The 20,644-nt window shown below is 70.7% G+C and carries 21 protein-coding genes; 12 read left to right on the top strand and 9 right to left on the bottom strand.

Translation table 11 applies throughout. The features are described 5' to 3' along the window. Positions 1 to 187: 187 nt before the first annotated feature. Complete coding sequence (gene pheT, locus QRX50_RS27495; RefSeq protein ID WP_285966051.1) at positions 188 to 2,758, bottom strand: phenylalanine--tRNA ligase subunit beta; 2,571 nt, start codon at positions 2,756 to 2,758, stop codon at positions 188 to 190. Beyond that, on the bottom strand, positions 2,758 to 3,813 hold the full coding sequence (pheS, locus tag QRX50_RS27490) for a phenylalanine--tRNA ligase subunit alpha (protein ID WP_285966050.1): 1,056 nt from the start codon (positions 3,811 to 3,813) through the stop codon (positions 2,758 to 2,760). The genes pheT and pheS overlap by 1 nt, the downstream gene beginning before the upstream one ends. A gap of 260 nt (positions 3,814 to 4,073) precedes the next feature. Here pheS and QRX50_RS27485 point away from each other — a divergent pair, with 260 nt between their 5' ends. Beyond that, positions 4,074 to 4,583, top strand: coding sequence for an RNA polymerase sigma factor (locus tag QRX50_RS27485; protein WP_285966049.1), 510 nt, complete (start codon positions 4,074 to 4,076; stop codon positions 4,581 to 4,583). After that, positions 4,580 to 5,152: a hypothetical protein gene (locus QRX50_RS27480; protein ID WP_285966048.1), complete on the top strand. Its 573-nt coding sequence runs from the start codon at positions 4,580 to 4,582 to the stop codon at positions 5,150 to 5,152. The genes QRX50_RS27485 and QRX50_RS27480 overlap by 4 nt, the downstream gene beginning before the upstream one ends. A 16-nt stretch (positions 5,153 to 5,168) precedes the next feature. Here QRX50_RS27480 and QRX50_RS27475 read toward each other — a convergent pair whose 3' ends face one another. The 4 genes from QRX50_RS27475 to infC form a co-directional block, all read right to left on the bottom strand. Beyond that, positions 5,169 to 5,906: a TrmH family RNA methyltransferase gene (locus QRX50_RS27475; RefSeq protein WP_434533365.1), complete on the bottom strand. Its 738-nt coding sequence runs from the start codon at positions 5,904 to 5,906 to the stop codon at positions 5,169 to 5,171. A gap of 71 nt (positions 5,907 to 5,977) precedes the next feature. Further along, the gene (rplT, locus tag QRX50_RS27470; protein WP_285966046.1) at positions 5,978 to 6,355 is read right to left on the bottom strand and encodes a 50S ribosomal protein L20; all 378 of its coding nucleotides are present in this window, start codon (positions 6,353 to 6,355) and stop codon (positions 5,978 to 5,980) included. Positions 6,356 to 6,429: 74 nt separating this feature from the next. After that, on the bottom strand, positions 6,430 to 6,624 hold the full coding sequence (rpmI, locus tag QRX50_RS27465) for a 50S ribosomal protein L35 (protein WP_086672342.1): 195 nt from the start codon (positions 6,622 to 6,624) through the stop codon (positions 6,430 to 6,432). Between the two features lie 79 nt (positions 6,625 to 6,703). Beyond that, positions 6,704 to 7,327: a translation initiation factor IF-3 gene (gene infC / locus QRX50_RS27460; protein WP_434533145.1), complete on the bottom strand. Its 624-nt coding sequence runs from the start codon at positions 7,325 to 7,327 to the stop codon at positions 6,704 to 6,706. Positions 7,328 to 7,538: 211 nt separating this feature from the next. Between infC and QRX50_RS27455 the strand changes: the two genes are divergently transcribed. The 3 genes from QRX50_RS27455 to QRX50_RS27445 all read left to right on the top strand — a co-directional run bounded on the left by QRX50_RS27455 (position 7,539) and on the right by QRX50_RS27445 (position 9,671). Beyond that, entirely contained in the window at positions 7,539 to 7,898 is a 360-nt protein-coding gene (locus QRX50_RS27455) for a DUF1844 domain-containing protein (RefSeq protein ID WP_285966045.1), read from the top strand. Between the two features lie 112 nt (positions 7,899 to 8,010). Next, the gene (locus QRX50_RS27450; RefSeq protein WP_434533144.1) at positions 8,011 to 8,676 is read left to right on the top strand and encodes a GntR family transcriptional regulator; all 666 of its coding nucleotides are present in this window, start codon (positions 8,011 to 8,013) and stop codon (positions 8,674 to 8,676) included. Further along, positions 8,673 to 9,671 carry a 1-aminocyclopropane-1-carboxylate deaminase gene (locus tag QRX50_RS27445; protein ID WP_285966043.1) on the top strand — a complete coding sequence of 333 codons (999 nt, stop codon included), beginning with the start codon at positions 8,673 to 8,675 and terminating at the stop codon, positions 9,669 to 9,671. Before QRX50_RS27450 ends, QRX50_RS27445 begins: the two co-directional genes overlap by 4 nt. A gap of 77 nt (positions 9,672 to 9,748) precedes the next feature. On the opposite strand, the gene QRX50_RS27440 is transcribed toward QRX50_RS27445, so the two are convergent. The 3 genes from QRX50_RS27440 to QRX50_RS27430 are packed head-to-tail and all read right to left on the bottom strand — an operon-like array spanning position 9,749 to position 11,822. Next, entirely contained in the window at positions 9,749 to 10,132 is a 384-nt protein-coding gene (locus QRX50_RS27440) for a RidA family protein (RefSeq protein ID WP_285974573.1), read from the bottom strand. A 2-nt stretch (positions 10,133 to 10,134) separates the two neighbouring features. Beyond that, the gene (locus tag QRX50_RS27435; protein WP_285966042.1) at positions 10,135 to 10,890 is read right to left on the bottom strand and encodes an IclR family transcriptional regulator; all 756 of its coding nucleotides are present in this window, start codon (positions 10,888 to 10,890) and stop codon (positions 10,135 to 10,137) included. Continuing rightward, positions 10,887 to 11,822 (bottom strand): sugar kinase, encoded by a 936-nt coding sequence (locus QRX50_RS27430; RefSeq protein WP_285974572.1) that lies wholly within the window; start codon positions 11,820 to 11,822, stop codon positions 10,887 to 10,889. Before QRX50_RS27430 ends, QRX50_RS27435 begins: the two co-directional genes overlap by 4 nt. Positions 11,823 to 11,987: 165 nt before the next feature. Here QRX50_RS27430 and QRX50_RS27425 point away from each other — a divergent pair, with 165 nt between their 5' ends. From QRX50_RS27425 to QRX50_RS27395, 7 genes are all read left to right on the top strand, one after another. Continuing rightward, a complete protein-coding gene (locus tag QRX50_RS27425; RefSeq protein WP_285966041.1) occupies positions 11,988 to 13,292 on the top strand; it encodes an amino acid deaminase in 1,305 nt (434 codons plus the stop codon). Further along, on the top strand, positions 13,292 to 14,887 hold the full coding sequence (locus QRX50_RS27420; RefSeq protein ID WP_285966040.1) for an N-acyl-D-amino-acid deacylase family protein: 1,596 nt from the start codon (positions 13,292 to 13,294) through the stop codon (positions 14,885 to 14,887). The genes QRX50_RS27425 and QRX50_RS27420 overlap by 1 nt, the downstream gene beginning before the upstream one ends. After that, a complete protein-coding gene (locus QRX50_RS27415) occupies positions 14,884 to 16,275 on the top strand; it encodes a GntP family permease (RefSeq protein WP_285966039.1) in 1,392 nt (463 codons plus the stop codon). Before QRX50_RS27420 ends, QRX50_RS27415 begins: the two co-directional genes overlap by 4 nt. 37 nt (positions 16,276 to 16,312) lie before the next feature. After that, positions 16,313 to 17,455: a lactonase family protein gene (locus QRX50_RS27410; protein ID WP_285966038.1), complete on the top strand. Its 1,143-nt coding sequence runs from the start codon at positions 16,313 to 16,315 to the stop codon at positions 17,453 to 17,455. A 72-nt stretch (positions 17,456 to 17,527) separates the two neighbouring features. Further along, positions 17,528 to 18,820 carry an extracellular solute-binding protein gene (locus tag QRX50_RS27405; RefSeq protein ID WP_285966037.1) on the top strand — a complete coding sequence of 431 codons (1,293 nt, stop codon included), beginning with the start codon at positions 17,528 to 17,530 and terminating at the stop codon, positions 18,818 to 18,820. Beyond that, positions 18,820 to 19,764: a carbohydrate ABC transporter permease gene (locus tag QRX50_RS27400; RefSeq protein WP_285966036.1), complete on the top strand. Its 945-nt coding sequence runs from the start codon at positions 18,820 to 18,822 to the stop codon at positions 19,762 to 19,764. Before QRX50_RS27405 ends, QRX50_RS27400 begins: the two co-directional genes overlap by 1 nt. Continuing rightward, positions 19,755 to 20,642, top strand: coding sequence for a carbohydrate ABC transporter permease (locus QRX50_RS27395; RefSeq protein ID WP_285966035.1), 888 nt, complete (start codon positions 19,755 to 19,757; stop codon positions 20,640 to 20,642). The genes QRX50_RS27400 and QRX50_RS27395 overlap by 10 nt, the downstream gene beginning before the upstream one ends. Positions 20,643 to 20,644: the final 2 nt, after the last annotated feature.

The following is a 20,644-nucleotide window of genomic DNA, read 5'->3' as shown; positions in this document are numbered from 1 at the left end:
GAAAGGTACCCGCGGTGCCCACACGCGAGCAGCCGTAGCAAACCCCCGGAGCAGGCGCCCGAGACAGGCGCCGAGCGGAGAACCGGCAGTGGGCCGGAAACTCCGCAACGAGGCGGTGTCTCCGGCCCACTGGACCGAGGTCAGTCACCAGGTGCCCAACCGAGGTCGGTCAGGTGCCCGTGAGGGGTCAGGCGCGCAGCGTGGCCCCGAAGCGGGCGCCGGCGGCGGAGACGGCGGCGTCGCGGGCCTTGGTGGCTTCGTCGACCGTCAGGGTGCGGTCCGGGGCCCGGAAGCGGAGCTTGTAGGCCAGGGACTGTTTGCCGTCGCCGATTTGGGTGCCGGTGTAGACGTCGAAGAGGGTGATGTCTTCGAGGAGTTCGCCGGCGCCCGAGCGCAGGACCTCGGCGAGGTCAGCGGACGGGACGTCGGAGGCGGCGACCAGGGCGACGTCGAGCAGCACCGGCGGGTAGGCCGACACACTCGGTGCCGGGCGGGAGTCCGGCAGCGGGATGGCGTCGAGGTCGAGCTCCATCGCGACCGTGCGGGGCGGCAGGCCCAGGGCCTCGACCACCTTGGGGTGCAGCTCGCCCGCGTGGCCCACCGGCCAGTCGCCCACGCGCAGCTGGGCGCAGCGGCCCGGGTGCCACGGCGGAAGATCCGCGGCCTGCACCGTGAGCTCCACGCCCGCGGCCGCGGCCACCAGGCGGGCGGCCTCGACGGCGTCGGCCCAGGAGGCCGGCTCGCCCTTGCCCCACCAGCCGGCGCGGCGGCGCAGGCCGGTGAGCACGACGGCGACGTGCACCGGCTGGGCGGGCACGGCGGCCTCCAGCACGGCGAGCTCCTCGTCGCTCGGCCGGTGTTCGACGCCGAGGTCCGGCACCTTCAGCTGGTGCGGCTTCGGCAGCACGACCTGGCCGATGTGGAAGAGCGACACGTCCTTCATGCCGCGGGACACGTTGCGCTGCAGCGTGTCGAGCAGGCCGGGCAGGAGGGTCGTCGACATGCGGTCGTGGTCGGCCTCGAGCGGGTTGCGCACGCGGACGGTCTTGCGGCGCACGTCGTCCTCGGGCAGGCCGAAGGCGTCCCACACCGAGTCACTGACGAACGGGAAGGGCAGGACCTCGACGTGACCCGCCTCGGCCAGCGCACGGGCGACACCGCGGCGACGCTTTTGCTCCTCGGTGAGGCCGCGGCCCGCGGGCGCCGCCGGCAGGACCGACGGGATGCTCTCGTAGCCCTCGAGCCGCAGCACCTCCTCGACGAGGTCGGCGGGCTGCACGAGGTCGGCGCGCCAGCTCGGCGGAGTCGCCGTGACCGACGAGATGCCCGCGTCGCTGGTGCTCACCTGGACCTTGCAGCCGATCTGCGTGAGCCGCCGGACGGTGACGCCGCGCTCGTAGCGCACGCCCGCCACCTGGTCAGGCAGGTTGATCGGCATGGTGACCGGCGCGAGCGGCGCGACGCCGCCCTCGTCGGTGCGGCCGGGCTGGATGGCGCCCTCGCCGTACTGGCGCAGCAGCCGGGCGGCCAGCTCGACCGCGGCCGCGCACAGGCCCGGATCGGTGAAACGCTCGAAGCGCTTGGCCGCCTCGGAGAACAGCTTGTGCCGGCGCGCCGTGCGGCTGATCGACGCGGGGTTCCAGTGCGCCGCTTCGAGGAGCACGTCGGTGCTCTCCGGGGTGATCTCCGTGCTGGCGCCACCCATGGTGCCCGCGAGCGAGATCACGCCGGAGTCGTCGGCGATCACGATGTCGTCGGCGTCGAGCGTGCGCACGACATCGTCCAAAGTGGTCAGCTTCTCCCCCGCCTTCGCGCGCCGCACCACCAGGTCGCCCTGGATGGCGGTGGTCGCGAACGCGTGGAGCGGGTGGCCGAGCTCGAGCATCACGTAGTTGGTGACGTCGACGGCCAGCGAGATCGACCGGATCCCGGCCAGCATCAGCCGGCGGCGCATCCACCACGGCGACGGCGCCGTGGCGTCGAGGCCCTTCACGCGGCGCAGCACGAACCGCGGGCAGCCTTCGGGGTCCTCGACCCGCACCGGCCACGCATCGCCCTCGGCCTCGGGGATGTCGAGCATCGCCGGGTCGCCGAAGGGCACGTCGAGCGCGTTGGACAGCTCGCGCGCGAGGCCGCGGATCGACAGCGCGTAGCCGCGGTCCGGGGTCGGCGTGACCTCGATGACGGTGTCGGAAAGGCCCAGCAGCTCCTTGGCGTCGTCGCCCGGGCTCGCGGTGCCCGGGGGCAGCACGAGAATGCCGCTGTGGTCCTCGCCGAGGCCCAGTTCCTTGGCGGAGCAGATCATGCCGTCGCTGACCTTGCCGTATGTCTTGCGTGCGGCGATCTCGAAGTCGCCCGGCAGCACGACGCCCGGCAACGCGACCACGACGAGGTCGCCCTCGGCGAAGTTGCTGGCACCGCAGACGATGCCGCGGGTCTTGATGCCGTGGGGGCCCTCGTTCTCGATCGGGCCTTCGTCGTCGTCCTCGTCGTCGTCCTCATCGGACGCGGCGGTGTCCTCTTCGGACTCCGCCTCCTCGCCGACCTCGACGCGGCAGAACCGCACCGGCTTCTTGAAGCCGGTCAGCTCCTCGATCTCGGCGACGCGCCCGACCACGAGGGGGCCGGTCACGGGGCCGAGCTCGCTCAGCTCGTCGACCTCGATCCCGATCCGCACGAAGGCGTCGGCCAGGTCCTGGGGCGTGACCTCGTCACCCACGTCGAGGTGCTCGGTCAGCCAGCTCACCGGGACTCTCACTACGCCTCCGTTCCGAAGGGAAGGGTGAACCGGACGTCGCCTTCGACCATGTCGCGCATGTCCGGGATGCCGTTGCGGAACTGCAGGGTCCGCTCGATGCCCATGCCGAACGCGAAGCCCGAGTACACCTCGGGGTCGACGCCGCACGCGCGCAGCACGTTGGGGTTGACCATGCCGCAGCCGCCCCACTCGACCCAGCCGGGGCCGCCCTTCTTCTCCTCGAACCACACGTCCACCTCGGCGGACGGCTCGGTGAAGGGGAAGAAGTGCGGGCGCAGCCGCGTCTTGGAGCTCTCGCCGAACATCGCGCGTGCGAACGCGTCGAGTGTGCCCTTGAGGTGGGCCATGGTGATGCCCTTGTCCACGGCCAGGCCCTCGACCTGCGTGAACACCGGCGTGTGCGTGGAGTCCAGCTCGTCGGTGCGGTAGGTGCGGCCCGGGCACACGACGTAGACCGGCAGGTCGCGGTGCAGGAGGCTGCGGGCCTGCACGGGTGAGGTGTGCGTGCGCAGCACCAGCCCGGAGTCCTCTTCGCCCACGTAGAAGGTGTCCTGCAGCTGGCGCGCGGGGTGGTCCTTGCCGAAGTTCAGCGCGTCGAAGTTGAACCACTCGGCCTCGAGCTCGGGGCCTTCCGCGACCTCGTAGCCCATCGCGATGAACGCGTCGGCCACGCGCTCGGACACGGTGCTGATCGGGTGCCGGGCGCCGCGCGGGATCTGGTCCCACGGCAGCGTGACGTCGACGGCCTCTTCGCGCAGCACGTGCTCGTCCCGCTCGGCCTGCAACACGGCACGGCGCTCGTCGAACGCGGCCTGGGCGGCCTGGCGGGCCTCGTTGACCCGCTTGCCGGCGTCGGCCTTCTCCTGCTTGGACAGTGCACCGATGGCCCGGCGCGCGAGCAGCAGCGGCGCCTGGTCCCCGAGGTGCGCCGGCTTGACGGCGGCGAGCGCCTCCAGGTCGGCAGCACCCGCGAAGGCCTCTTCGGCCGCCTTGATCGCCGCACGCAGGGTTTCCGGTGCGAGCACGTCGACCGGCTTGTCTGTGGCTCCGGACATGACTCCTCGGCGTCCGCTGGGACGGGTTGAGCGGCAGCGCACGGGCAGGAAGCCGCACGTGCACATCGGGCAGCCCAGTCTAGGGGATCGGCCACCGGCCCCGGCCGCTCACCCTCCGCTTCCGAAGCGATCACCCCGCCAGGCCTCCGGAGGCCACCGCACTCACCTCGACGAAGGCCGGCACCGGAAAAGATCTTCACACTTGATGCAACCCCCGGGGCGCTCCGTGTCGTATTGGGTGATCGACGAGGGGTGGCGATGTGGCGGATCGGAAGAACTTCACCGACGTGGCGAGGGACCGTGCGCCGGCGTGGTGCCGGGTGTCGTTCCTGATGTGCGGGGACTGGGCCCTGGCCGAAGACATCGTGCAGGTGACCTTGCTACGGCTCTACAAGCGCTGGCACCGGCTGGATCCGGACGGCATCGAGGCCTACGCGCGGAAGGTCATGGCGCGGCTGGCGATCGACGCCTCGCGGCAACCTCACCGCCGGTCCGAACTGCTGACCGCACCCCCTGAACACCCGCAGCGGGACTCGGCGCCCGAGGACGGCGCCGACGTCCGCGCGGCGCTCGGCACGCTGGGGCCACGCCAACGGGCCGTGGTGGCCCTGCGCTTCTACTGCGACCTTTCGGTCGCGGAGACCGCGGCGACGTTGCGGATCAGCGAGGGCACGGTGAAGTCCCAGTCCGCCCGAGCCCTGGCCACGCTGCGGACGCTGCTGTCGCTCGACTCGACCACGCTCAACCCGACCGAAAGGCTCCTGCCATGACGGCCGAGCGGGAACTGCTCGAACAGGCCCTGGGCTCCGACCAGCCGCCGGTGTCGCTGGATTTCGAGGCGATCGAGGCGCAGGGGGCACGCGCGGTCCGGCGCCGGACCAAGCTCGCCGTGGCCGGCACGGCCGCCGCCGTGATTCTGGCCGGACTCGGTGCGACCGCGGTGCTGACCCGAGGAACCCCGCAGATGGTCACCCCGGCCGCACCCGGACAGGTCACCACCGCGGCGCCGCGCGAACGCGAGATCGCCTACTGCTACCGGACCGCGGACATCACCAGCACCGAGAACAACCAGCACGTCGCCTTCGGCATCAACGGCGCCGGCCCCAACGGCCGCGGAGACGCCGCGGCCGACAGCATGTCGATCTGCCGCTCCACGTGGACCGACAACCACACCGGGTGGCAGAAGCCCGGACTGCCCCGGGTCGTTCCTCCGCTCATCGCGTGCGTCCTGACCTCCGCGGCGGTCGACATCGACCCCGCCGCGGTCGGCGCGGTCGGCGTGTTCCCCGGGAATGCGCAAACGTGTGCCGCGATGGGCCTGCCCGTCGCGAAAATCTAGAGCAGCTCGACGCCGGTCAGCGGTGCGTGGCCATCGCGGCGGTGTACACGCAGACAGCGGCCGCCGTGGCCAGGTTGAGGCTTTCGGCCTTGCCGTAGAGCGGGATGCGGACGGCGGTGTCGGCCGCCGAGAGGACCGACTGCGACAAGCCGTGGGCCTCGTTGCCGAAGATCCACGCGACCGGGTCACCGAACGTGATCTCTTCGAGTGAGCGGTCCGCGTAGCCGTGGGCGGCCAGGGTGCGCAGGCCGGCGGCGGTCAACGACGAAAGCACCGATGGGATGTCGCGCTCGCGGGCCAGGGGGACGTGGAAGGTGCTGCCGGCGGCGGCGCGGACACTCTTGCCGTTGTGGGGGTCGACGGTGTCGCCCGCGAGGATCACGGCGTCGGCCCCCGCGGCGTCGGCGACGCGGATCACGGTGCCGGCGTTGCCGGGCTCGGCGACGTCCACGAGCACGACCACCAGGCGAGCACCCGTCAGCACCGTCTCGAGTGGACGGTCGACCAGCGCGCACACGGCCACGAGGCCTTGCGGGGTCACGGTTTCCGAAAGGCCGTCGGCGGCGCGGTCGGTGATCAGCGAGACCGCCACGCCCGACGAGGAAGCGGAAGCCAGCAACTCGGGGTGTGCCGAAGCCGCGCGTTCCGTGGCGAACAGCTCGAAAACGGTGCCGTGCGCCAACGCGGCTTCGACGGCGTTGGCGCCTTCGGCCAGGAAGCGGCCGGTCTTTTCGCGTTCCGCGCGGCGCGTCAGCTTGCGCGCAGCAACGACCCGGGGGGTCCGTTCGGTGAACGGAACCGCCCCGGGTCGCGGAAAACCGCCGGTCAGGCCGACTTCGCTTCGCCGGTGTTGACGTTCGCCTTGGCGAGCTCGGCGAGCGCCGCGAAGGCGGCGGCGTCGTTGACCGCGAGGTCCGCGAGGATCTTGCGGTCGACCTCGACACCGGCGACCTTGAGGCCCTGGATGAACCGGTTGTAGGTCACGCCATTGGCTCGAGCGGCCGCGTTGATGCGGGTGATCCACAGCTGGCGGAAGTCACCCTTGCGCGCACGGCGGTCGCGGTAGGCGTAGTTGAGCGAGTGAAGCGTCTGCTCCTTGGCCTTGCGGTACAGCCGCGAGCGCTGGCCGCGGTAGCCACTGGCCAGTTCGAGAGTTGACCGACGCTTCTTCTGGGCGTTGACCGCCCGCTTGACGCGTGCCACTGGTCCATCCTGTCGATTCGGGGGGCGCGGTGGCGCCCGGGGTGATCAGTACGTGTGCGGAGGGTGGCTCAGGCTCAGATGCCGAGCAGGCGCTTGACGCGGCCGGCCTCGGTCTTGGCGAGCTCCGTCGTGCCCTCGAGACGCCGGGTGAGGCGGTTGGACTTCTTCTCCATCAGGTGGCGGCGGCCGGCCTTCTGGCGGCGCAGCTTGCCCGTGCCCGTCACGCGGATCCGCTTGGACGTACCGCTGTGCGTCTTCATCTTCGGCATTGTTGTTCTGTCCTCTTCCGTGCGGCGGCACACCGGTGCCCCGGTGTGCCGCTGACTGTGCTGAGCGCTGCGGGAGGCGTTATGCCTCGGGAGCCGTCTCGGCCTTCGCGACCTTCGGCTTCACGTTCTTGTGCGGGGCCAGCACCATGATCATGTTGCGACCGTCCTGCTTGGGCGACGATTCGACGAAGCCCAGCTCGGTCACGTCGTCGGCCAGCTTCTGCAGCAGCCGGAAACCGAGCTCCGGCCGGGACTGCTCGCGACCGCGGAACATGATCGTGACCTTGACCTTGTTGCCGGCCGCCAGGAACCGTGACACGTGACCCTTTTTGGTCTCGTAGTCGTGCTGGTCGATCTTCGGACGCAGCTTCTGTTCCTTGATGACGGTCAACTGCTGGTTGCGGCGGGACTCGCGGGCCTTCTGCGCGCTCTCGTACTTGAACTTGCCGAAGTCCATGAGCTTGCATACGGGCGGGCGGGCCTGAGGCGCGACCTCGACGAGGTCGAGATCGTTCTCCTGTGCCAGCCGCAGCGCATCTTCGATCCGGACGATGCCGACCTGCTCGCCGTTGGGTCCGACGAGCCGGACTTCCGGCACCCGGATACGTTCGTTGATGCGTGTCTCGGAGCTGATGGGGCCTCCTTGGTCCGAGTGACAAATTCTCTTCTCGACCTGGTGCCCACATGATTCAGGCCCCGCCACCGGCTGCTTGCCGGTTCACGGGGCCCGCTCTGTCTCCGATCGCGCCCGATCGTCAGGATCGAACGCTTCGCCTAGGTGACAGATGTACCGACATCCACCACTTCGGCGAGACCGGACCCGGACACCTGAACCGGTGACACGGGTGGGAGCGGGGCTCCACTTGCCGCCCCCGATTCCTCGAGGGCTGGTCGCTCGTGGAAGGGTACCAGACGTGTCAGAACAACCTTCGCAACAGCCCCCGTATTCCCCGGATGTCCGCGACCTGGAGGACATCCCGAGCGTCGAGGTGATCAGCCGCGCGGCCGTGATGCTGATGTCGGCCGCGGCCGAACGCCTGGGCCTGGCCGATGCCGACCCGGACACCTCGCCCCACCGCGACCTCGACGAGGCGCGCCGGCTGATCACGGCGCTGGCCGGGCTCGTCACGTCGTCCGTAGAGTACCTGGGCCTGCACGCCGGCCCGCTGCGCGACGGGTTGCAGTCGCTGCAGAAGGCGTTCCGCGAAGCCTCCACCGTCCCCGACGCGCCGGGCCAGGGGCCGGGCGAGAAGTACACCGGCCCGGTCTACTGACCCCTCGCCCCGAGGCCCGTCCGCCCACCCGCGGACGGGCCTTCGTCGTCTCTGAGTCCCGGAGACTCGAAGGCCTTGTCGAACAGCTCTAAAGGCATCTAAAATGTTAGATGTGAGTCCGCTCCCCAAAGTCACCCGGCCGCTGCTGCGCGACGAGGCCTACGACCGCATCCGCCAGGCCATCATCGACGGCAGCCTCGCCCCCGGCACCCCGCTGCGCGACGCCGACCTGGCCGAAGAGCTCGGCCTGTCCCGCGCTCCCGTGCGCCAGGCCTTGCTGCGCCTGGCCGGCGAGGGGCTCGTGGAGTCCAAGCCGCAGAGCTACACGCGGGTGGCCGCCATCGCCGGCGACGAGGTGCGTGACGCCGTTCAGCTGGTCCGCGCATTGCACGAGTTCGCCATCCGCCAGGCCCTCCCCCGGCTCGGCACCGAGCAGGTCGCCGCGATGCGCACGGCCAACGAACGCTTTGCCACCGCGGTCGGTTCGGGGGACGTGGCCGCGGCGATCGCGGCCGACGACGAGCTGCACGACGTGCCCGTGCGCGCGTGCGGCAACCGCGCCGTCGCCGCGACGCTGGAGCGCTACACCCCGTTGCTGCGACGGCTCGAGTACGCGCGCTTCAGCTCGCTGCCCGCGCACCGCTCGATCCGGCGGCACACCGAGCTCGTCGACGCGATCGAAGCCGGCGACGCCGAAACCGCCGCCGCGGTCACCTCGACCATCTGGTCCGACCTGGAAGCAAGCCTGGAAACCGCTGAAACCCTGGAGACCCCGTGAGCCTCGCCGACTTCCCGCGTTTCCCGCTGATGATCGGCCCGTCGCCGATCCACCGGCTCGACCGCCTCACCGAACACCTCGGCGGCGCCACCGTCTGGGCCAAGCGCGAAGACCTCAACTCCGGTCTGGCCTACGGCGGCAACAAGACCCGCAAGCTCGAATACCTCGTGGCCGACGCGCTCGCCCAGGGCGCCGACACGCTCGTCTCCATCGGCGGCGTGCAGTCCAACCACACCCGCCAGGTCGCCGCGGCCGCCGCCCGCGCGGGGCTGAAAGCCGTGCTGGTGCAGGAAAGCTGGGTCGACTGGCACGATCCGCTGCACGACAAGGTCGGCAACATCCAGCTGTCGCGGATCCTGGGCGCCGACGTCCGGCTCGTCGAGGCCGGCTTCGGCATCGGGTTCAAGGAGAGCTGGGAGCAGGTCCTCGCGGAGGTCCAGGAACGCGGCGGGAAGCCGTACGCGATCCCGGCCGGCGCGTCCGACCACCCGCTGGGCGGGCTCGGGTTCGCGGGCTGGGTCGCGGAGCTGGAAGAACAGGAACGCGAGCTCGGCATCTTCTTCGACACCGTGGTGGTCTGCTCCGTGACCGGCAGCACTCAGGCCGGGATGGTGGCGGGCGCCGCACTGGGCCGACGACCCCGCCGCATCCTCGGCATCGACGCGTCGGCCAAGCCCGCCGAGACGCGCGACCAGATCACCCGCATCGCCGAGAACACCGCCGAGCTCATCGGCGCGCCCGGCATCGGCGAGGTCCTGCTCGACGAGCGCTACCACGCCGGCGTCTACGGCATCCCCGACGAGTCCACAGTGGACGCCATCCGCACGGTGGCGCGCCTCGAAGGCATGATCACCGACCCCGTGTACGAGGGGAAGTCCATGGCCGGGCTCATCGATCTCGTGCGCCACGGCGAGATCCCCCGTGAGTCGAACGTGCTCTACGCGCACCTCGGCGGCCAGCCGGCGATCAACGCCTACACGAGCGTGCTGGGCTGACCCGAAACTGACCCGGGCGCCTGGGCCCGCCACCCCGGCGAGCCCAGGCGAACCCGGCGAAACTCAGGAAACCGAACTCAGTCGAGCACGCACAGCACGTCGATCTCCACGAGGAGACCGGCGGGCAGGCCGACGTAGACCGTGGTGCGGGCCGAGTGCGGCCCCTCGCCGATCAGCTCGTTGTAGACCTCGTTGAACGGCGCGAAGTGGCTCGTGTCGGTGAGGTACACGCGCACCATCACCGCGTCGGCCCAGCCCGAACCGGCCTCGGTGAGCAGGGCCTCGATGTTCTTGAACACCTGCCGCGTCTGCGTCGCGATGTCGTCGCCGACGACCGCGCCGGTCGCGGGGTCGAACGCGACCGTGCCCGCGACCTGCAGGATGTTGCCCTTGCGGACGGCCTGCGAGAACTTCGCCGGCGGCTTCGGCGCGTTCTCGGTCGTGATCGCCGTCTTGCCCATCATTACCCCTTTCCGTTCCCCGTCCATCCACTGTGGACGGAAGCCTCGTCGGTCGCGGCGCGCAGCTCGGGCACGAGCGCGAGCAGGCCGTCGTAGTCCAGCAGCACCTTCGGCACCGACATCGACGCCGCGGCCAGCACCTCGCCGCCCGCGCCGCGCACCGGCGCCGCGATGCAGTGGATGAAGTCCTCGTGCTCGGCGTTGTCCACGGCGTAACCGCGCTCGGCGACCTTCTCCAGTTCCGCCAGGTACGCCTCGGGCGAGGTGATCGTGTTCGGCGTGAGCACCACGTAGTCCAGCGAACTCGCGATCTCCTCGCGCCGCGCCCGCGGCATCGCGGCGACCAGCACTTTGCCGACCGCTGTGCAGTGCAGGGGCGCGCGCTTGCCGATGCGCGAGTACATCCGCACGGAGTGGTGGCCCTCGAATTTGTCGATGTACACGACTTCGCCGTCTTCGTACGAGGCGAGGTGCACGGTGTGCCCGGTGCGGATGTTGAGCGCCGCGAGCGAGTCGTGGGAGCTGCTACGCACGTCGAGGTCTTCCAGCGCCTGGTTGGCGAGGTCGAACAGCGCGCTGCCGAGGCGGTAGTGGCGGGTGCCCTCGCGGCGTACGAAGTGGTGCGACTCGAGCGTGCGCAGCAGGCGCAGCACGGTCGTCTTGTGCACACCGATCTCCTCGGCGAGCTCGTCCAGCGTCTTCGCACCGCGGGCGAGCCCGGCCAGCACGGTCAGCGCCCGGTCCAGGCTCTGGCTCACCTCACCACCACACCCTCTCCCGTCAAGCGGGCCGCGCCCCACGCTTCGGCGTTGGCGCGCAGCAGCGTATCCACCACGGGTGCGGGCAGGGGCTCGCCGACGTCGTCGTGGGTCAGCAGCGTCGCGGCCGCTTGGAGGTGCCCGCGGCGCAGCCTGGTCGAGGGGTCGGCGCCGCGCAGGGTCGCGGCGAGGAATCCGGCCGCGAAGGCGTCACCCGCACCGACCGGCTCGACGACGTCCACGCGCAGCGCGGGTTCGAACACCGGCGCCGCATCGCCTTCGACGAGCGTCGCACCGCGTTCGCCGTGCTTCACCACGAGGGCGCGCGGCCCGGGCAGCAGCTCGCGCAGCCGCATGGGGTCACCGGTCCCCCACACGCGTTCGGCCTCGTCGTCGCCGGTGAGGACGAGGTCGGCGAGCCCGGCCAGCTTCGCGAGCACGGCGACGTCCTGCCCCAGCGCGGGCCGGTGGTTGACGTCGAACGACACGAGTCGCTCCCCGCGTGGGGCCTCCAGCAGCGCGCGCACGAGCGCGAGGCAACTGGCCGACAGCGCCGGCGTGATCCCGGACAGATGCAGCACGCGCACACCGTCGAGGTTCAGCCGGTCCACGAGGTCCGGTCCGAGCGCGGACGCGGCCGAGCCGGTGCGGTAATAACGCACCGGGCTGCCGTGGGCGCCGCTTTCCTTGACGTACAAGCCCGTCGGACGCGCCGGATCGATCTCGACGCCGCTCACGTCGACGCCGGCCGAAGCGATCTCCCGCACCAGCGCGCGGCCGAACGGGTCATCGCCGACCGCGCTCACCCACGCGCTCGGAACACCGAGTGCGGGCAGGTGGCAGGCGACGTTCGACTCGGCACCGCCGAAGGTGCGCAGCCAGCTGCGCACCCGTTCGGGCGGGCCGGGTTCGGCCGGTACGAACAGGGCCATCGACTCGCCGATGCAGAGCACCTCGGGCGGGCTGGTCACTGACTTTCTCCCCGTTCCGTCACCCCGTTGACCTGTGGCGGACCGGATGCTACACCTATGTCGCGCATTTTGCGCAACGCCCGTTGCACCATACGCAACCATATCCGGTCGACGAGGTCTGAATCGATGAACAGCTCCGAGCACGCCACCCTGATCGCCGCCGTCCGCGCGGGCCGGGACGAGAAGATCGACTGGCGCTTCCGCTCGATCGCGCCCGCGCTGGCCGGGCTCACCCTCGACGAGGCCGCAGCCCGGCGAGCGAACCTGTTCGCCGACGGCTTCTTCGGCCCGTTCGTGGTGCTCGACGCCGCGGCGGTGGAGCACAACCTCGCCACCATGGCCGCGTGGTGCGCCGGGCACGGGATCGCGCTCGCACCGCACGGCAAGACCACGATGGCGCCCGAGCTGTTCGCGCGCCAGCTCGCGCACGGCGCGTGGGGCGTCACCGCCGCCAACGCCGGGCACCTGCGGATCTACCGCGCGTTCGGCGTTTCGCGGATCCTGCTGGCCAACCAGCTCGTGGACCCGGCGGGCTTGCGCTGGCTCGCGGGCGAGCTGGCCGCGGACCCGGCGTTCGAGTTCGTGTGCTGGGTCGACTCCGTGCGTGGGGTCGAGCTGATGACCGAGGCGCTGGCCGGGTCCGCGCGGCCGGTCGACGTGCTCGTCGAGCTGGGCGGCGCCGGCGGGCGCACCGGTGTGCGCGATCCGGAGACGGCACTGGCCGTGGCCGAGGCGGTCGCGAAGAGCCCCGCGCTGCGGTTGCGCGGCACGGGCGGCTACGAGGGCGCGCTGTCGCACGACACCGACGACGCCGCCCTGGCCAAGATCAGTTCCTATGTAGACACTCTGCGCGACTCGGCGATCGCGTTCGCGGACAAGGGCCTGCTCGCCGATGGCCAGGTCTACGTGACGGCCGGCGGCAGCGCGTACTTCGACCGCGTGGCCCAGGAGCTCACGAAACCGTGGCCGGACGGCCTGGACGTGCTGCCGATCCTGCGCAGCGGCGCCTACGTGACGCACGACGACGGCTTCTACCGCGAGATCTCGCCGCTCGGCGTGCACCCGCGGCTGGCCGGCGTCGAGCCGTTCCACGCCGCGCTGCACGCGTGGGCGCAGGTCACCTCGAAGCCCACTCCCGAGCTGGCGCTGCTCACGGCCGGCAAGCGCGATCTGCCCTACGACGAGGGCATGCCGGAACCGCAGTTGCTGCGCAAGAACGGCGTCAACGCCGAGCTCACCGGCCACGCCGTGACGAAGCTGAACGACCAGCACGCGTTCCTGGCACTGCCCGCCGACTCCCCCGTCGAGGTCGGCGACTGGGTGCGGCTCGGGCTTTCGCACCCGTGCACGACGTTCGACAAGTGGCCGCTGCTGCCGGTGGTGGACACCGACGGCGAGACCGTCGTCGACTTCGTGCGGACGTGGTTCTGATGGACCTGGTGGTCCGTGGCGCCCAGGTCGCGGACGGCACCGGTGACCCGCTGACCCGCCACGACGTCGGGATCACCGGCGACCGCATCACCGAGGTCGCCGAACCCGGCTCGCTCACCGGCAAGCGCGTGCTCGACGCCGACGGCCTCGTGCTCGCGCCCGGGTTCATCGACATGCACTCGCACTCCGACCTGCAGCTGCTCACCAACCCGGACCACCTTGCGAAAGTGTCCCAGGGCGTGACCACCGAGGTACTCGGGCAGGACGGCCTCTCATACGCGCCCGTCGACGACACCGTGCTCGAAGCCCTGCGCCAGCAGCTCGCCGGCTGGAACGACGACCCGGCCGGCTTCGACTGGAACTGGCGCTCGGTCGGCGAGTACCTCGACCGGCTCGACCGCGGCGTCGCCGTGAACGCCGCCTACCTCGTGCCGCAGGGCACCGTCCGGATGCTCGCCGTCGGCTGGGAGAACCGGCCGGCGACCGAGCCCGAGCTCAACGGCATGAGGGAACTGATCGCGACCGGGCTCGAAGAAGGCGCTTTCGGCCTGTCCTCGGGGCTCACCTACACCCCGGGCATGTACGCGGACACGGCCGAGCTCGTCGAGCTGTGCCGCGTGGTCGGCGAGCGCGGCGGTTACTACAGCCCCCACCACCGCAGCTACGGCGCGGGCGCGCTGGAAGCATTCGCCGAGATGGTCGACGTGTCGCGCCGCGCGGACTGCCCGCTGCACCTCGCGCACGCCACGATGAACTTCTCCGTCAACAAGGGCAAAGCACCGGAGCTGCTGAAGCTGCTGGACGACGCCCTCGACGCCGGCGGCGACATCACCCTCGACACCTACCCGTACCTGCCGGGCGCCACCTATCTCTCCGCGCTGCTGCCGAGCTGGGCCACCGAGGGCGGGCTCGACGCGACGCTCGCGCGACTGTCCGATGCGGACACCCGCGAGCGGATCCGCGTCGAGATCGAGGAGACCGGCTCGGACGGCGCGCACGGTGTGCCCATCGACTGGTCCGGCATCGAGATCAACGGCGTGCGCCGCGAGAGCAACGCCGGCCTCGTGGGCCACAGCGTCGCGGAATCCGCTCACCGGCAAGGAAAATCGCCCGCCGAGCTGTACTTCGCCACGCTGGTCGACGAGCGGCTCGGCACCTCGTGCCTGATGCACATCGGCCATGAGGAGAACGTGCGGGCCATCATGCGCCACCGCACGCACACCGGCGGTTCCGACGGCCTGCTCGTCGGCAACCGGCCGCATCCGCGGGCCTGGGGCACCTTCCCCCGTTACCTCGCCCGCTACGTCCGTGAACTGGGCGTGCTCGGGCTGGCCGACTGCGTCGCGCACCTCACGGGGCGCCCGGCGCGGCGGCTGCGGCTCGCCGACCGGGGGCTCGTGCGCCCCGGGTACGCGGCCGACCTGGTGCTGTTCGATCCCGCCACGATCACCGACACCGCCACGTTCGAAAACCCGAGGCAGCCCGCCGAGGGGATCTCCCACGTCTTCGTGAACGGCGTCGCCGCGATCGAGGACACCCACCCCACCGGCGCCCTCGCCGGCCATTCCCTTCGTCACCCCGGGAGGGGCCGATGATCCACTGGCTGCAGACCACGACCGGCGGTCTGCTCACGCTCGCCGCGGTTTCGATCGCCGTCCTGCTCGTGCTCATCATCAAGGTCAAGCTCGAACCGTTCATCGCGTTGATCGTGGTGGGAGTGCTGACCGCGCTGGCCGCGGGCCTGCCCGTGGGGACGCTGGTCGGCACCGCGCAGAAGACGTCGGACTCCTTGCTGGAAAAGGGCTTCGGCAGCATCCTCGGGCACATCACGGCGATCATCGGCCTCGGCACCCTGCTCGGCTCGATCCTCGAACGCTCCGGCGGCGCCCGCGTGCTCACCTCGGCGCTGCTGCGCTCGTTCGGTGAGAAACGCGCGCCGCTGGCAATGGGCCTGTCCGGCCTGATCTTCGGCATCCCGGTGTTCTTCGACATCGGCATCTTCGTGCTGGCGCCGCTGGTCTACGCGGCGGCCAAGCAGGGCGGCCGCTCGATCGTGCTGTACGCGATGCCGCTGCTGGCGGGCCTGTCGATCACGCACGCGTTCATCCCGCCGCACCCCGGCCCGGTCGCGGCCGCCGGGCTGCTGCACGTGGACCTCGGCTGGCTCATCCTGATGGGTGCGATCTGCGGCATCCCCGCGTGGTTCATCGGCGGCATTCTGTACTCGACCTGGATCGGCAAGCGCGTGAACGTGCCGCTCGCCGAGGAGTTCGCGAAGCTCGCCGGCGACGACGTCGAAGAAGCCGGCGACCCGCCGTCACTGCGGCTGGTCGGCGGCATCATCGCGATCCCCCTCGTGCTGATCCTGCTGGGCACTTTCGGCAGCATCGCGCTTCCGGCGAACTCGCCCGTGGCGGCTGTTGCGGCCTTCCTGGGCACCCCCGCCATCGCGCTGACGATCGCGACCCTGCTCGCGATGTGGCTGCTGGGCCGTCGCCGCGGCATGACCGGCGCACAGCTCACGGAACTCTCGACCGCCGCGCTGCGCCCGGTCGCGATGATCCTGCTGGTGGTGGGCGCGGGCTCGTTCTTCGGGGCCGTGCTCTCGGCGACCGGCATCGGCAAGGCCGTGGCCGGGTCCCTCGGCGACGCGGGCCTGCCGGTGGTCCTCGCGGCGTACATCATCAGCTGCGGCATGCGCATCGCGCAGGGCTCGGCGACAGTCGCGATCGTGACCACCAGCGGCATCGTCGCGCCGACGGTGGTGGAGCTGCACTACTCACAGCCGCAGCTGGCCCTGATCGTGATCGCGATCTCCGCGGGCTCGATCATCGCCTCCCACGTGAACGACGGTGGATTCTGGATCGTGTCGCGCTACTTCGGCCTTTCCGTGCCCCAGACGCTGAAAACGTGGACCGCGCTCGAAACAGTCCTTTCCCTCAGCGGTTTCGCCGTGGCAGCATTGGCCATGGCAGCGGTCTGAACCACCTTCTGGTCCCCTCACCGTTGGAGAAACCTCGATGGCCGGACTTTCCCGTCGCACGTTCCTCGGCGCCGCCGGCGCCGCCGGACTCGGCACCGTGCTCGGCACCCAACTCGCGAGCGCCGCACCCACCGGGTGCCCGCAAGACGCGGGAACAGTCGCCTACGTCGGCAGCTACACCAGCACTCCACCGGCCGGCCACGGCCTCGACGTGGTGAGCCGCACGGGCACCGCACCGGCGCTCACCCCCGTGCGCACCGTCGCCGGTGTGCCCGACGCGTCGTGGTTCGACCGCAGCCACGACGGCCGCACCCTCTACGTGACCGACGAGGGTGACCCGAACGGCGCCATCTCCGCTCTCGACGTCACCACGGCGAACAGCCCCAGGCTGCTCAACTCCGTGTCGTCGCAGGGCAGCGCGCCGACGCACCTGTCGGTGCACAGCAGCCAGAAGTACGTGCTGGCGGCCAACTACGGTTCGGGCAGCGTCGTCGTGCTGCCGATCCTGGCGGGCGGCAAGCTCGGCCCGGCCACCGATGTGCAGCAGCATCAGGGCGCCGAGCGCGACGCGCACGCGCACCAGGTGGTGAACGACCCGACCGGCCAGTGGGTGCTGTCGGTCGACCTCGGCGCCGACTCGGTCTACGTGTACTCGCTCGACACCGGCAGCGGGAAACTCGCGCTGCACCAGCAGGTCACGCTCCCCTCCGGCGCGGGGCCGCGGCACCTGGTGTTCCACGCGCATGGGCGCTACGCCTACCTCGCGCAGGAGCTGCGGCCGGAGATCACCGTGCTGTCGTGGGACGCGGCGGCGGGCAAGCTCACGCCGCTCGCGGTCGTCCCGGCGGTGCCGGCCGGCAGCACCGGCGACCTGTTCCCCGGCGAGATCACCGTGTCCCAGGACGCGAAGTTCGTCTACGCCACCGTGCGCGGCCCGAACACGATCGCCACGTTCTCGGTCTCCGGCGGCGGCACCACACTGAATCTCGTGTCCAGTGTGGACACCGGGGGCGACTGGCCCCGCCACGTCGCGCTCTCGCCCGACGAGCGCTGGTTCTACGTGTCCAACCAGCGTTCGGGCACCGTCACCTGGCTGCCGCGCGACCCGGCCACGGGCCTGCCCGGCGCGGTCGCCGGCTCGCTCGCCGTGCCGTCGGTCAACTCCGTTTTCTTCGCCTGACCCGTCGTTGCCTTCAGGCGGCGGACCGACCGGTCCGTCGCCGGTAGGCCCCTACCCTCTGGGAGCTCAACGATGAGAGTGCGTCGTACGTTCACCGCCATCACTGTCTCCGCGGCGCTGGCCCTGCTGGCCGGCTGCGCGCCCACCCAGTCGGCCCCGGCGGCCTCGGGCGGGGACGAGAAGACCGGCACCCTGCGGGTGTGGCTGTTCGACGAGGCCAGCCGCGCACCCAAGGAAGCGGCGGTGAAGGAGGCCATCACCGAGTTCAAGGCCGTCCACGCCGGCGTGGACGTCGACGTGCAGTGGGTGCCGGTCGAGGGCCGCGCCGACAAGTTCTCCGGTGCCTTCAACGACCCGTCGAACGCACCGGACGTCGCCGAGTTCGGCAACACCGACGTGGCGAGCTACGCCCAGACCGGCGCGCTGAGCGACCTAACCGGCGACATCTCGTCGTGGAGCGAGGGCAAGGACCTGCTGCCCTCGGTGCTCGACACCGCGAAGTCGGGCGGCAAGACCTACGGCCTGCCCTGGTACACCGGCATCCGCGCCTTGTACTACCGCACCGACGTGTTCACCGAGCTGGGCCTCAAGCCGCCGGCCACCCTCGCCGCGCTGACCGACGACGCCCGCAAGATCCACGCCGCCAAGCCCGACCTCTACGGCATCTCGACCGGCGGCAAGTACACCTACGCGCTCCTGCCCTTCGTCTGGGCCAACGGAGGTGACGTCGCCAAGTCCGACGGTGGCAAGTGGACGTCCACTGTGGAGTCCCCGCAGGCCAAGGCCGGCATCACCGCGTACGCGAACCTGCTCAAGGACGACATCTGCCCGCCCGCCGCGTGCGCGAACCTGACCGGCACGCAGAGCGTGACCGCGTTCGCCGGCGGGAAGGCCGGGATGACCATCGGTGGTGACTTCAACCGCAAGGCCGTGGAGCAGGGCGCGGTGAAGGGCAAGTACGCCGTGGTCCCGCTGCCGGGCACCACGCCGGGCTCGGTCGCGCCCGCGTTCGCCGGCGGCAACCTGCTGGGTGTGTTCGGCGCGAGCAAGCGCCACGGGCTCGCCGTGCAGTTCGCGGAGCTGCTGGCCGGGGCGAAGTACCAGGAGAAGATGTACAACGCCATGGGCAACCTGCCCACGCTGGAGAGCGTGCAGAAGAAGCTCGCGGCGAGCGACCCGACGCTCAAGCCGTTCGTGGACACCCTCGCGGCCGGCACCAAGTTCGTGCCGAGCACGCCCGGCTGGTCGAAGATCGACAGCCAGAACGTGCTGCCCACCGCCGTCCAGCAGATCGCGACCGGCGGCAAGGACGTCGACGGGGCGCTCGCCGACGCCACGGCGGCGATGAACAAGAACTTCGGCTGATGGTCACCCAGCAGCTGCCCGTGTCCGCCCCGGCCCCGGTCGCGCGCCGGGGCCGGGACGGCCGGGCGGCCCTGATCTACCTGCTGCCCGCGGGTTTCCTGCTCGCGGCGCTGCTGGCGTACCCGATCTACCAGCTGGTGCTGATCTCGTTCTACGACTACGGGCAGCCCCAGGCCGCGGGCGCGGCGCCGCTGGTGTTCCTCGGTTTCGACAACTACGCGGCGCTCCTGCAGGACGTGCAATTCTGGACGGTGCTCGCGAAGACCGTCGGGTTCGCCGCCGCGTGCGTGATCGGCAGCCTCGTGGTCGGGACGGCGCTGGCGGTGCTGGCGTCGAGGGTGCGTGCGGTGGCCCGGACGCTGCTGTTCCTCGCGGCGCTCGGCGCGTGGTCGACACCCGCGATCGCCGGCTCGTACGTGTGGCTGTTCCTCTTCGACACCGACTTCGGCCTCGTGAACGAGGCGCTCTCGGGCATCGGCTTCACGGGCATGGCGCACCACTCGTGGACGTTCGGCACCTTCGGCGCGTTCGGGCTCGTGGCCGCCGAGGTGATCTGGTGCTCGTTCCCGTTCGTGCTGGTCACGATGTACGCCGGGATCAAGGCGATCCCGGAGGAGGTACTCGAGGCCGCGTCGCTGGACGGCGCGTCGACCTGGCGCAGCACGTGGACGGTCGTGCTGCCGATGGTGCGGCCGCTGCTGATGATCGCGACGATCCAGTCGATCATCTGGGATTTCAAGGTGTTCACCCAGATCTACGTGATGACCAACGGCGGCGGCGTGGCGGGGCGCAACCTCGTGCTCAACGTCTACGCCTACCAGCAGGCCTTCGCCGGGCAGGAGTACGGCCTCGGCTCGGCGATCGGAGTCGTGATGACACTGCTGCTCCTGTCGATCACCGGGCTGTACGTCCGGTCCCAGCGCCGGAGCACGGCATGGGTGTGATCACGGCGAAGTCCCCCGCGGTCAAGGGCCGCCGGGTGAAGCGCCCGGGCCGGCTCGTCGCCGAGATCGTGACCGTGGTGGTCGCGGGGATGGTGGCGTTCCCGCTGTACTGGATGGTGCTCTCGGCGTTCAAGCCGGCGGGTGAGATCCAGATCGCGAACCCGAAACCGTGGACGCTGGCGCCTTCGCTCGACAGCTTCCAGCGCGTGCTCACCGTGTCGGGCTTCGGCCGGTTCTTCGTGAACAGCCTCGTGGTCGCGCTGGCCGTGGTGGTGCTGTCGCTGCTGCTGTCGTTCCTGTCGGCCGTGGCGCTCACGCGGTTCCGCTTCCGCGGCCGCACGGTGCTGCTGGTGATGATCCTCGTGGCGCAGATGGTGCCGGTGGAGGCGCTGACGATCCCGCTGTTCTTCCTGATGCGCCAGATCGGCGCCGTCGCGCCGGCGTTCGGGCTCAACGAGCTGGGCTCACTCGTGCTGGTGCACCTGGCGTTCAGCCTGCCGTTCGCGATCTGGATGCTGCGCGGGTTCGTCGCGGCGGTGCCGGTGGAGCTGGAGGAAGCGGCGAAGCTGGACGGCGCGTCGCGGATGCGGTTCACGTGGCAGATCCTGTTCCCCCTGGTGGCTCCGGGGCTGCTCGCGGTCAGCGTGCTGGCGTTCATCCACGCGTGGAACGACTTCCTGTTCGCGAAGACGTTCATCATCTCCAAGACCGAGAACCAGACGCTGCCGCAGGCGATCCTGGTGTTCTTCAAACCGGAGGACACCGACTGGGGCGCGGTGATGGCGTCGTCCACCCTGATGACCATCCCGGTGCTGGTGTTCTTCGTGCTGGTGCAACGCCGGCTCGTTGCCGGGATGTCCGGCGCGGTGAAAGGCTGATC

The organism is Amycolatopsis sp. 2-15 (assembly GCF_030285625.1).
In the GTDB taxonomy this organism is placed as follows: Bacteria; Actinomycetota; Actinomycetes; order Mycobacteriales; family Pseudonocardiaceae; genus Amycolatopsis; species Amycolatopsis carbonis.
This window is presented reverse-complemented; position numbering and strand designations above follow the sequence as displayed.